Below are 12,339 nucleotides of genomic sequence, written 5' to 3'. Positions count from 1 at the left end.
CAAAGACTCTCCCTTTGCAACCAGGACTGACCGACGAAGGCCAAAAGCCCGGCCCGCTTACAGGTCCCCTTTCGCTTCGCTGTAATGGCGCACCTTGTAGCCACGGGCCTTCAGCAGTTCGATCAGCCCCTTTTCAGCCGCGAAATGCCCCGTGCCCACCAGCAGCATTACCTTCTCCCCCTTTTGCAGCATTTCCTCCAGCCGCCCCATCCAGGCCTGGTTTCGGTTGAAAAGGAAAAGGTCCATCAGGTCAGGAAACTTCGCCTGCTCCCGGAACAGCATTTCACCCAACTCATCCAAGCGTCCGTGTTTCCAGGATTCGATCATGCTCGCATACTCCTGCGGCAGCGTGCTCACCTCGCCCAGTGTCTGCTCCAGCATTTCCTGCTGTTGATCAGGCGTCAGCCCCGCAAAGAGCTGGAGCTGAAACTCCACCGTCTCCAGGCCCGAGGCCGGTTTCCCATCCCGTTTCGTCCGGGCTTCAAAATGGTTGTCCACCCCCCACTGCGGTTTCGCCCCCAGGGCCGCGTATTCGGAGGAGGTGATCAGCAAGGCCACAAACCAAGGCCTAAAACGGTTGAGTGAAGAGGCTTCGATACCCCGGCTGGCCGCCCATTTTTTCACCGCATCCCAGGTTTCCGGCTTCACGCTCGACTCCAGCGATCCATCTGCTGGGTACTGCCCCAACTCCCGCATCCGCGTGGTCATGGCACTGTCCTCTCCCGCACCCGGCGGCAATTCGAACACCACCCGGTCCGTATTCGCATAGGCCGCCTCATAGGCCGGGGAGAGCGGGTAGTCGTCCTCCCGCAGAATATGGATCGTTCCGCAAAGAAACACCCGGCCTCCCGTTTTCGGCGCATCCACCACCCACACACTGCCCGCAGGATCGGCGGCAGAAACCGGCGTATCGGGAGTACGGTGGTCGGACACACGACAGGCCGTGAGAAGGAGTAAAAGGGCTAGGCCAAGCGTGTGGCGGATGGAAAACACAGGGGACTCAAACACCGCCCGCACCCGAAAGGCAACCCGGATGTGCGGCGACTTCACCCTCCTCCCGGCTGGCCAGCGGTTGCGGTCCCAGTTCACCTTTTCATCACTTCCCTGTTGCTCCCCTGCCCTGGAACTTCTACCCAGTCACCAGATTTCCCATGACCCACGAAACACCGCTCATCCTGCCTTCCCTCCTTGCTGCCGACTGGTCCCGTGTCGCTGCTGAAGTGAAACGTGCCGAGGATGTCGGCGTGCAGTGGCTGCACCTGGATGTCATGGACGGTGCCTTTGTGGACAATATCTCCTTCGGCCCCCAGATGGTGCAGACCGTGCGCAAGTGCACCTCCATGTTCCTGGACGTGCATCTCATGATCCATCGTCCCGACCATTATGTGGACCGCTTCATCCATGCCGGGGCCGACAACATCACCATCCATGTCGAGGCCCGATATGACAGCTCCGTCCTCGAGACCCTGCGTCACATCCGTGCTGCGGGCAAGCAGGCTGGCATCGCCCTGCACCCAGACACCCCCTTTGAGGCCGCCCTCCCCTACGTCAATGACATTGACCTCCTCCTCGTCATGACCGTGGTCCCCGGCTTCGGCGGGCAGCCCTTCATGGAAAAGGAAACCATGCCCAAGCTGGCCGCCGCCCGCGATTACCGCGATGCCCACGGCCTGAAGTACCACCTCGAGGTGGATGGTGGCATCTACACCCACACCGCCCCCATCGCCAAGGCCCACGGAGCCAATCTCTTCGTCTGCGGCACCTCCTTCTACGGCCCCTCAGACACCGCCGCCGCCATGGCAGAGCTGAAAGCCTGCGTGGCCTGATCCTCCACCTTTTGCCCCGCGTGCGTGACTACCTGCTTTTGCATTTGGTGATCCTCGCCTGGGGCTTTACCGCCATCCTGGGCAAGCTCATCACGCTGCCGCCCATCGAGGTCGTTCTCTGGCGCACGGCCATCGCCTCGGCAGGCTTTGCCCTTCTGGCCCGCTGGCTCCGCCAAAACCTCCGCATCTCCCGTACCGACCTTTGGAAAATGGTGGGCGTGGGGGCCATCTTGGGCCTGCACTGGATCCTCTTTTTCCTCTCTGCCCGTCTCGCCACCGCCAGCGTCAGCCTCGCCGCCCTGCCCACCGCCATGCTCTGGTGCAGCCTCATCGAGCCCTATGCCGATGGCACTCGCCGCTGGAGACCTCTGGAGCTCCTTGTCGGCACGATCATCGTCGGGGCCGTGTGGATGATCTACGAGGTCGAGTTGCGTTATTGGTTAGGCTTCACCGTCGGCATCGTCTCCGCCCTGCTCGCCGCCTTGTTTGCCGTGATGAACAAGCAGTTGGTCGCACGCAGCCACTACGCCGTCATGGGTTATTACCAGATGCTCGGTGCCCTGGCCATCACCGCCCTGGCCTGGCTGGTGGCTACCCCCGGCCAGCTCACCCTCCCCGGGGCCTGGGATGGCTTGTGGATCTTCATCCTGGCCACCGTCTGCACCGTCGGGGCCTATGCAGGCTACATGGCCGTGCTTCGCCGCATGTCCGTCTTTACCGTGAATGTCGTTTACAATCTTGAGCCCGTCTATGGCATCATCCTCGCCGTCCTCATCTTCGGTTCGCAGGAGCACATGAGCGGCGGCTTTTACATCGGTGCCTCCGTCATCATGGGCAGCGTCCTCATCGTCCCCTGGCTCAGCCGCTGGGTGGAGCGCAAACCCGCTGTTAAAGAGCACCCCTTCATCCCGTAGTGGGAGGATGCGCCACACCTCCTCCCGCCGTGCCTTCTTGAGCCGCAGCCTGGGCACCCTCGCCACCGCCGCCCTCGCCCAGGAAACCGCCGCGCCGGAGCCCGTGGTGGATATCCACCAGCACACCCACTACCGGCAGCGCAAGGACGAGCACCTCCTGGCGCACCAGCGGGCCATGGGTGTCACCACCACCATCCTCCTGCCCGCAGGCACCCCCATGACCCGCCCCTCCACCCACGAGGGCAAGTCCAACGGCCTCGCCGCCGAATGCTGGGGCAACGAAAGCTGCATGCAGCTCGCCCAGGCCCACCCCGGCGCCTATCTCTGGGGCGCTAATGAAGTCACCGACCTGGACACCGCCCCTACGGAAATCGAAAAATGGCTGAAGCTCGGTGCCTGCATCATTGCCGAACAAAAATTCGACGTGCAGTGCGACTCCGCCCACAGCCAAAAGCTCTACGAACTGGCCGCCGCCTACCAGGTGCCCATCCTTCTCCATTTCCAAAACGAAACCTACAACCGCGGCTACGAGCGTTTTCACACCATGCTCGCCAAGCACCCGAAGACCACCTTCATCGGCCACGCACAGACCTTCTGGGGCAACATTGACAAGCTCCACGAACCCAAAAACCTCTACCCCAAAGGCAAAATCACCCCCGGTGGCCTCACCGACCGCTACCTCGCCGATTACCCCAACATGTTTGCCGACATGTCCGCCGGCTCCGGTCTCAATGCCCTCACCCGGGATGAGGCGCACACCACCGCCTTCTTCCAGCGGCATCAGGACAAAATCCTCTACGGCAGCGACTGCACCGACCACTTTGGCCGCGGCCCCGGCTGCCAGGGCGCCCAGACCATCGCCATGATTCGCAAGCTCGCTCCCGGCAAAACCGTCGAGCGAAAAATCCTCTTCGAAAACGCCCGCAAGCTTTTCAAAATCGCCTAGTTCAGCAGCGCCGCCGCCTCATCGCCCAGGCCACCCCGCCCACCAGCACCAGCATCAGTCCCGAGGGCTCAGGCACCGGCGCAAAGTAATTCCCCACCACGTAGTCGCCCACCGCCGTGCCAGCCGCAGCCGCATCCGCATGGGCGCTGCCATAGCTCACCCCGCCCCAGATCTGGCTCATCCCCGCCTCCTCCGCCGCCTGGCTGAAGGAATCAAACGGCCGCGTGAAATCCGCCACGCCATCCCCGTCCACATCGCTCTCCAGCACAAAGGCCACATCATCGCCCAAAAACTCCGCCAGCACCCGCGCCGCCGCCGCGCTCAGCGCACTCTGCTCAGAAAAATACGCGGGTGAATTCAGTTCCGCCAGCAGCGCCGTCCACGCCGCATCCCCCAGCGTGTCCACATTCCCGTCCGCCGCCCCGTTCACGATCGCCAGCAGCGGGCTCCAGAAGTCCACATCGTATTTCGTGTCCCAGGTCACGATCGCCGCATCCGCCATCGCCACATTCAGCGCCGCAAAAAGTCGCGCACTGTCCTGCAGGTCCAGCCCCTCGCTCGCCGCCACCGTCTGCGCCACCTGATTCCACAGGCCCGCCGTCGTCCCCGTCCCCGCCACAGCCGCCCAGAAAAGCGCCGCATTCGTCTGGTCCGCCGAGCGCGTACCGCTGCTGCTGGATCCCAGCGCCTTCACCTGATTGTAGTCCGCCGCATACTGCGCAGACTGGATATAGCTCTCGATCGTCGCCGGTAGGCTCCCCGTGTAGCCCGCCGTGCTCGCGATTCCAAACGTCGTCACCGCCCCCCAGCCCGGCAGCACCTCCCCATTCGCCACCGTCGGCTGCCAGCGGCCCGCCGTCCCCCCCGGTGCCGGAATGTACAGTGCCGTATTACCAGCCCCGGCAGATCCATCCCCCGTGCGCCAGTTCAGAATCCCATTCGCCACCACCGTCCCAAAGTCCATCCCGTCCAGCCGCGCCTGGTCGTCCGCCATCCCGCTCAGCTGGGCCGAATACAGCACCGCAAAATCCCCAGTCAGGCTCGGGTACAGCCCCTGCAGCAGCGTGAACGCCGCCGATGCCGCCGCCGCCTCCATCGAGGCCCCGTTCACCGCCGTCTCCGCCGGGCCCGTATAGCTGCCCGTCGTGTAAAGAAAATGATCCCCCGCGATCCCCTCCACCGCATTGTAGATCGCCGCATTCAGCATCGCCAGCGCCCGTGCCGCCTCCGGCCCCTCCTGCGTCTCCGTGCGGATCGCCGCCAGCGCCTGCGCATTCCAGTCGCTGATCAGGTCCGCCCGCGAGGTCATCGCCGCGCCAGCCAGGCATAGGCCCGCCAGCCAACCAGCTCGAAGGAGATAAAAGGAGCGCCGCATCATCAATTTCCCAGTATTTTGCGCTCCACGAACCTTTATTTCAAGCAATAATTAGAATTTCCATAATATCATCCCCCGCCATCTCCACGAAATACGCTTTGACGAAACCTCCCCCCGTCCGGTATATCCTCCCTTGTTACGACAGGGGCGTCCCATTGCAGGGGCTGAGATCTCGCCAGCGCGGGAAACCCTCCGAACCTGATTGCGGGTCATGCCGCCGAAGGGAGTCGCTCGGAGGGAAAATCAGTGCCTGCCCCCAGGGCCCCACAGCACATCTCACCCCTATTCCATCCTCCAAAAGATTGACTAACCCAAGTCAATCCCCGCTCACCTCTTCCGCCCCCGCCTTGACCGCCTTGACAGTTGACCCTTGACCTCCCACCCCCGCCTCTTCCAAACCACCGCTCAACAACGGCTCAGCCACCGCTCAACGCTCGCTTGCGAGCCCTCAACTCCCCCTCCCCTCTTCCCACATGATCGCCTCCAAAGACTCCTTCGAACCGCACTCCAGCGAGCAGCTCCCCGCCTCCTCCCGCGTCTATGTCCAGGGCAGCCTGCACCCAGATGTGAAGGTGCCCATGCGCGAGATCAAGCTCAGCCCCACCAAAAGCTTCAACGGCAAGATCGAAGAAAACGCCCCCGTCCGTGTCTATGACACCTCCGGCCCCTGGGGCGATCCCGACTACCAGGGCACCGTCGAGACCGGCCTCCCCGCCCTCCGCAAACCCTGGATCGAAGGCCGTGGCGACGTCGCCCCCTACGAAGGCCGCGCCGTCGAGCCCCGCGACAACGGCTACCTCACCGAAAACCACGCCGAATACGCCGCCGCCAAGCGCGAAGGCCTCCTCAGCCCCCTCAAGGCCCCCATCAATGCCCAGCGCCAGCCCCTGAAGGCCAGCAAAGGCCACCCCGTCACCCAGCTCTGGTACGCCCGCCAGGGCATCATCACCCCGGAGATGGAGTTCATCGCCATCCGCGAAAACATGCGCCGGGCCAAGATCGCCGATCACGGCCAGGACATCCTCCGCGCCGATCTCGACAAGCAGCACGCCGGCTCCACTCAGATCCAGAACGAATACACCCCCGGCATCTTCAAGCGCTTCCCCCAGCGCATCCCGGACGAGATCACCCCCGAATTCGTCCGCTCGGAGGTCGCCGCAGGCCGCGCCATCATCCCGGCCAACATCAATCACCCCGAGCTTGAGCCCATGATCATCGGGCGCAACTTCCTGGTGAAAATCAATGCCAACATCGGCAACAGCGCCGTCGCCTCCTCCATCGAGGAAGAAGTCGAAAAAATGCGCTGGGCCACCAAGTGGGGCGGCGATACCGTCATGGACCTCTCCACCGGCAAAAACATCCACGCCACCCGCGAGTGGATCCTGCGGAACTCCCCCGTGCCCATCGGCACCGTCCCCATCTACCAGGCCCTCGAAAAAGTGAACGGCAAAGCCGAAGACCTCACATGGGAACTCTTCCGCGATACCCTCATCGAGCAGGCCGAGCAGGGCGTCGACTACTTCACCATCCACGCCGGCGTCCTCCTCCGCTTCGTCCCCATGACGGCCTCCCGCATGACCGGCATCGTCAGCCGCGGCGGCTCCATCATGGCCAAGTGGTGCCTCGCCCACCACAAGGAAAGCTTCCTCTACACCCATTGGGATGACATCTGCGACATCATGGCCGCCTACGACGTCTCCTTCTCCATTGGCGACGGCCTCCGCCCCGGCTCCATCGCCGATGCCAACGACAAAGCCCAGTTCGGCGAACTCGAAGTCCAGGGCGAGCTCACCAAGCGCGCCTGGGCCAAAGGCGTCCAGGTCATGAACGAAGGCCCCGGCCACGTCCCCATGCACATGATCGAGGAAAACATGGCCAAGCAGCTCGAATGGTGCCACGAAGCCCCCTTCTACACCCTTGGACCCCTGACCACGGATATCGCCCCCGGCTACGACCACATCACCTCCGGCATCGGTGCCGCCATGATCGGCTGGTACGGCTGCGCCATGCTCTGCTACGTCACCCCCAAGGAGCACCTCGGCCTGCCGAACAAAGAAGACGTCAAAGTCGGCGTCATCACCTACAAGCTCGCCGCCCACGCCGCCGACCTCGCCAAAGGCCACCCCGGAGCCCAATACCGCGACAACGCCCTCTCCAAAGCCCGCTTCGAATTCCGCTGGGAAGACCAGTTCAATCTCGCCCTCGACCCCATCACCGCCCGCGAATACCACGACGAAACCCTCCCCCAGGACGGCGCAAAGTCGGCTCACTTCTGCTCCATGTGCGGCCCCCACTTCTGCTCCATGAAGATCACCGAGGACGTCCGCAAATACGCCGCCGAACTCCAAATCTCCGAAGACGAAGCGCTGGCCAAAGGCATGGAAGAGAAGTCGAAGGAGTTTGTTGAGAGCGGGGCGGAGGTTTACACGAAGGCGTAATGCTGGTTCACTTGGTACTTGCCTTTAGCCCATAAAGATTCATGTTCTCATGAACATCTCAAAACCTTAAATCCATGAAAACATTTTCGGAACCGCAGTTGTCTCTCATCTCTGAGACAACCAAGCTTCCTGATGAGATCGCAAATTTCCCGCGATTCCGATACATGGGTAGCAAGTTCCGGCTGCTTCCGTGGATTCATGAAACACTTGCTGAAATCGGTTTCGAAACAGCAACGGACGCATTTTCTGGTTCGGGGGTGGTGTCGTATTTACTTAAGGCTATGGGGAAGCAAGTCCGAGCCAATGATACGCTCGCGTTTCCTTCAGTTCTGACATCGGCGACGGTGGCGAACAACGCTACTCGTCTGAATGCACCGGACCTTGAACTTCTCCTTTCTGCGAAGGCCCGCTCGCAGTCTGAGCAGTTCATTCGGAAAACTTACGAGGGCATTTTCTACACGCCTGAAGAACTTTCATGTCTTGACGACCTTTGGTCCGGCATTCGCCAATTGGAGTCTCCATTCAAACGCGCTATGGCCTTGGCCGCCCTGCTACGCTCGGCAATTAAACGTCAACCGCGCGGACTTTTCACGATCAGTGATCCAACTCGCTACCAGGACGGCAGGCGAGATCTTCAATTGAACATTCGGGAACACTTTATCGAGCAGGTTGCCATCTACAACGCGGCTGTGTTCAGCAACGGCCAACGAAATTCTGTTACCAGTAGCGATGTATTCCACGTGAATCCTGGCAGTGATTTGGTTTACATGGATCCGCCCTATGTGCCGTTAGCTGACGATAATTGTTATATAAAGCGTTACCATTTCCTCGAAGGCTTGGCTTGCTACTGGGAAGGCAAAGAGCTGATGATGCACACAAAAGTGCGGAAAATTGTCAAACCCTTCACTCCTTTCTCATACAGGCAAACAGCGCTTGAAGCCTTTGACCGTCTTTTCCGCCATTTTTCAGATTCCATTCAAGTTCTTTCCTATTCATCGAATGCTTATCCTGATCTTCCAACTCTTTGTTCGATAATGAGGCGCTACAAGAAGTCCGTCGAAGTACTTGAGAAAAATCATCGATACCACTTTGGGACCCATGCGGCGGCCAAACGAAACGTCGTCAAAGAGTATCTCATCATTGGCTCATGAAACGGTACCGACAAACCTTTGAAGAAATCTCAGCATCTTTGATACCGATAGAAGCGTCATGGCTGGACAGCCATGCTGAGGGAGTCATTGCTCTGCTTAAACATTTGCCAGAGAAAGCAGCTTACGCAGATGCAGATGTGGCTGCATTGCTGGCTACCAACTTCGAACAGGCAACCACTGCTATTCGTCTCTTCCTAGACGTTTCAAAAGACGACTACACGCATCGGATGCAAGAACTTCTGGGCCCGGGAGGTATTGGAAAAAAAAGGTATTTGGCGGATCCCCCTGCTTACCTCAAGGCACTTAACCAGCTTGAATTATGTAAACTCATGACTCAGGCTATCCACCAACCCCTTCACTGGTCGGATGTACTGATCGAACGCCTCAAGGGTGGGCGAGGCAGTGCCATCAAAGGGCAGACAAGGGGCCGTGGTATGGAAGACTTTGTCGAAGGCATTGTGAGGTCTATATTTTCAGACGAACAGGTTGCAGTTCGTTGTCGCTTCACCGGTGCCAAAGGACAGAGCACGGAGAAAGCTGACTTTGCGATTCCCTCCGCCAATGACCCTGTAATCCTTATCGAGGTGAAGGCATATGGTGCAACTGGAAGTAAACAGACAGATGTACTCGGTGATATCGCCCGTATTGTTGAAGAGAAGCGACATGACACGGTTTTACTTCTCGTGACTGATGGAATCACTTGGAAGCAGCGAACCAATGACTTGCGAAAACTAGTAGCGCTTCAGAATGAAGGAAAAATTCATCGTATTTACACTAAATCGATGGCCGAAGATCTCAGGAGTGATCTGGAAACTTTGCGATCAGAAAATGATTTTCAGCCGACACCATGAATTCCCCGTCGGACTCAAGAAAGAAATAACCAATATAGCCTCAGGCATCGGTGCCGCCATGATCGGCTGGTACGGCTGCGCCATGCTCTGCTACGTCACCCCCAAGGAGCACCTCGGCCTGCCGAACAAAGAAGACGTCAAAGTCGGCGTCATCACCTACAAATTCGCCGCCCAAGCCGCCGACCTCGAGTGACAGTTCTGCCGCCCTTACCATCGAATTGATGGCCGAAAGCTAGTGAATTTCAGCCACTATAACACGGGGTGGCTGATTTGCGCAGAACTAGCGGTTCTGAACAGCCGCCAAATCGCTCAAGCATCTTTAGATCTTCTATTTTTCATAAAGTCTCGAAATTTCTCTGCCAGAACGTCTACAGAAAAATCCGCTGCTTTCCACGCCAATTGTCCGGCTAAAAGAGGATTTGTCTTTGATACCTGTTCTTTGTCGACCTTATACCAAAGGGGTAGAACTCGAGAGTTTCCATCGGCATCTTCCATAGCAAACAGGGCATTCACCTCTCTGTCAGGCCATGTTTTTTTTACACTAAAAAAGCTTGGGGACAAAACCACCAAGCCATATCTTGATTTAGTTAAGCCTTCATTAATCTTGTTTGTCAACTTGTCACCGATAGTCATTTCAGCTTCATCGTACCAAACACTTACACCCACCTTAACGAGCGCTTGAACTAATGGTCGCACAAATGCATCCTTATCTTCAGAGGCGTGCGAAATGAATAAATCACGCATTGATAGTTCACTATTTTCTTTTTCCATAACCTTTTGATATTCGGGATAAACATTCACGAACTGTCTTTGCAAATTTCGACGCACAGGATCGTCAATGCCTTTAACCATTCTTAAAAAATTTAATTTTCCTTCTATGATCCGCGGAAGGGGTGGTTTTAATCCAGCGATCAGTGCTCTACGGTAGTGTTTCTCATGGTGACTTTTTTCTGCAGAATCCAGTCCGTTCTTATGCCAGTCAGAAATCATTGCGCGAATATTTCTGATAAATTCGCGAGGGACATTAACTCGTCTATTCACCACAAGGCCAGTAACAGATTGGCGAGTGGTATTTCTATAGAGATGAACTTTATCTGGATGGATTGAAAAACCGTTACTATCTATAATTCGACGGAGTTCATTACCCACAACAAAATCGCCATTAGCATCTTCGCTAGCGATATCGGAAGGCATGTTGCCCTTACGCCTGGAGAATGTTATATCGTCGGCATACCTGCTAAAAATACACCTATGATTTTTAGCCAGTTTTTGCAGTTGAGTGTCTAACCGCATGCATATCAAATTGGAAACCACCGGTGATGTAGGAGCACCTTGAGGAAGAACCCCTTCATGGCAACAGAGCTGGGCTATGACAGTAGCTATCTTTTCGGGGGCACCAAACGGAGCTGCCATAAAAAGGCCTCGCACTCTACCAAAATTAATTGTTGGGAAGAAGTCTTTTAGATCTATGTTAAATACTGTGCGATGGCGAACATGGAGGAGTGCATTAGTTACAACACTTCTGGATCGCACAAAGCCATGCGCACAAGCCCTTGGTCGAACACGGTCTTGAATCAATGAAGCAAGGCGCCGCTGAATGCATTTCAACTCAACTCGAGGGGCCTTGATCAAGCGGGTTCCACCTTTTCGTTTTGCTATGCTGAAGATAGTATATTTTGAATAATCTGAACATCCATACAACAAAAACCGTAACTGCTTTGGTGATGCCCCAAGCATTTTCGCCAAGTCATCAAATGAAGCTATTCTCACAAAAATAGCTTCAACAGTTTTATCTAAATTCATCGCGAAAATAGTAGACTCCGAGAAGCACCGAATTTTTCTTTCCGCAAACCTGTCGTCCGTATAACCGGAAGCTGTAGTCGTCGGAATAATGATAAGCTGGTCATCTAGCGTAATCTAGATACATTGGTAAAAACAGGTTGCAGGAACAACAACCCAACAAGTAATTCAAGCATTTCTCGGAGCCAAATTCAGAAATTTTCAATCATTGTAATGTGACTCCATATTCCAGCACTATTGGTCATGCATTTCAAGAACTATTAAGCCGAATTCAACAAATTCGTCTCCGCCTGCTCTTAAGGCATGGAAGAAAAAAACGCGAGCATTGCTGCTCGCGTCTAAAATCTTCTTCGGTTAACAATCGCCTCCCATTACAGAATATTTTGAGATTTGATTGTAGCCGCTACAATAGATCGTAAAGAACTACCTTCGAAAACAAATCCATCCCATTGATCCTCTGTGAATTGAATGCGGTAGCTACCCTTACCGTTCGTGGAAGAACGGCTCCTGTAGACCAGCCATTTCCCCGGGCAGACTTCACAGAGTATCCAGGAATCTTTACTATCCCCAGTCACAGACTGAAACAGTTCAAATTCAGGACCCCGAAGCACATTTGCTCGCGCTTCGTGATTTGCTCGGCGGGTCGCCCATCCTTTGTAGGATGAGAAACTCCGATTTGAGTCCGGCACCTCCTCTTTTTCGCAAGCGGAAGCGGCAGATTTTGACTTGAATGACTTTGCTCTTTTAATAACCGACTTTTGCCTCGGTAAGGCCATGTGTTTTTTTGACATATGGCGCCGTCACCAGGTCTCGACCCTGGCAGCAAGAAGCAGGCGAAACTGCTCTCGTTCGTGTTCATCTTTGACGGCGTAATTATCATCCATAGCAAAAAACGCACGACTTTTGCCCTTCTTAGATTTTCTTGCAGCTGTTTTGCCTGGCATTTTAGCCGGAAGCTGCGTGTAAATGCCCCCCATTGATTGGCGCATGCACTCCATCCTCCTGATGCAGCCGGAGGGCCATTGCATGCCGGAGTGG

General features: G+C 56.6%; 9 protein-coding genes, 1 pseudogene and 1 riboswitch. Of the genes and pseudogenes, 7 read left to right on the top strand and 3 right to left on the bottom strand.

Translation table 11 applies throughout. The features are described from left to right. Positions 1 to 57: 57 nt before the first annotated feature. Positions 58 to 1,089 carry a TraB/GumN family protein gene (locus ABEB25_RS10785; protein ID WP_345736412.1) on the bottom strand — a complete coding sequence of 344 codons (1,032 nt, stop codon included), beginning with the start codon at positions 1,087 to 1,089 and terminating at the stop codon, positions 58 to 60. A 62-nt stretch (positions 1,090 to 1,151) separates the two neighbouring features. Here ABEB25_RS10785 and rpe point away from each other — a divergent pair, with 62 nt between their 5' ends. Genes rpe through ABEB25_RS10770 form a run of 3 tightly spaced genes read left to right on the top strand, consistent with a single transcriptional unit; the run spans position 1,152 to position 3,686 of the window. Further along, positions 1,152 to 1,826 carry a ribulose-phosphate 3-epimerase gene (rpe, locus tag ABEB25_RS10780; RefSeq protein WP_345736411.1) on the top strand — a complete coding sequence of 225 codons (675 nt, stop codon included), beginning with the start codon at positions 1,152 to 1,154 and terminating at the stop codon, positions 1,824 to 1,826. Positions 1,827 to 1,846: 20 nt separating this feature from the next. After that, positions 1,847 to 2,740, top strand: coding sequence for a DMT family transporter (locus ABEB25_RS10775; RefSeq protein ID WP_345736410.1), 894 nt, complete (start codon positions 1,847 to 1,849; stop codon positions 2,738 to 2,740). 7 nt (positions 2,741 to 2,747) lie between these two features. After that, positions 2,748 to 3,686 (top strand): amidohydrolase family protein, encoded by a 939-nt coding sequence (locus ABEB25_RS10770; protein ID WP_345736409.1) that lies wholly within the window; start codon positions 2,748 to 2,750, stop codon positions 3,684 to 3,686. 1 nt (position 3,687) lies between these two features. On the opposite strand, the gene ABEB25_RS10765 is transcribed toward ABEB25_RS10770, so the two are convergent. Further along, positions 3,688 to 5,064, bottom strand: coding sequence for a PEP-CTERM sorting domain-containing protein (locus tag ABEB25_RS10765; RefSeq protein ID WP_345736408.1), 1,377 nt, complete (start codon positions 5,062 to 5,064; stop codon positions 3,688 to 3,690). 130 nt (positions 5,065 to 5,194) lie between these two features. After that, positions 5,195 to 5,304, top strand: a riboswitch (TPP riboswitch). Positions 5,305 to 5,534: 230 nt separating this feature from the next. On the opposite strand from ABEB25_RS10765, the gene thiC reads away from it, so the two are divergent. From thiC to ABEB25_RS10745, 4 genes and pseudogenes are all read left to right on the top strand, one after another. Beyond that, entirely contained in the window at positions 5,535 to 7,499 is a 1,965-nt protein-coding gene (gene thiC, locus ABEB25_RS10760; protein ID WP_345736407.1) for a phosphomethylpyrimidine synthase ThiC, read from the top strand. Between the two features lie 74 nt (positions 7,500 to 7,573). Next, on the top strand, positions 7,574 to 8,650 hold the full coding sequence (locus ABEB25_RS10755; RefSeq protein ID WP_345736406.1) for a DNA adenine methylase: 1,077 nt from the start codon (positions 7,574 to 7,576) through the stop codon (positions 8,648 to 8,650). Continuing rightward, complete coding sequence (locus ABEB25_RS10750; RefSeq protein WP_345736405.1) at positions 8,647 to 9,501, top strand: DpnII family type II restriction endonuclease; 855 nt, start codon at positions 8,647 to 8,649, stop codon at positions 9,499 to 9,501. Before ABEB25_RS10755 ends, ABEB25_RS10750 begins: the two co-directional genes overlap by 4 nt. 31 nt (positions 9,502 to 9,532) lie before the next feature. Then, a pseudogene (locus ABEB25_RS10745) lies at positions 9,533 to 9,688 on the top strand (phosphomethylpyrimidine synthase ThiC); the annotation flags it as partial. 122 nt (positions 9,689 to 9,810) lie between these two features. On the opposite strand, the gene ABEB25_RS10740 reads toward ABEB25_RS10745, so the two are convergent. Beyond that, entirely contained in the window at positions 9,811 to 11,304 is a 1,494-nt protein-coding gene (locus ABEB25_RS10740) for a TIR domain-containing protein (protein WP_345736404.1), read from the bottom strand. Between the last annotated feature and the right edge of the window lie 1,035 nt (positions 11,305 to 12,339).

The organism is Prosthecobacter algae, assembly GCF_039542385.1.
Lineage (GTDB): Bacteria > Verrucomicrobiota > Verrucomicrobiia > Verrucomicrobiales > Verrucomicrobiaceae > Prosthecobacter > Prosthecobacter algae.
Note: the sequence above shows the minus strand (reverse complement) of the source record. Positions and strands in the feature narration are given on the sequence as shown.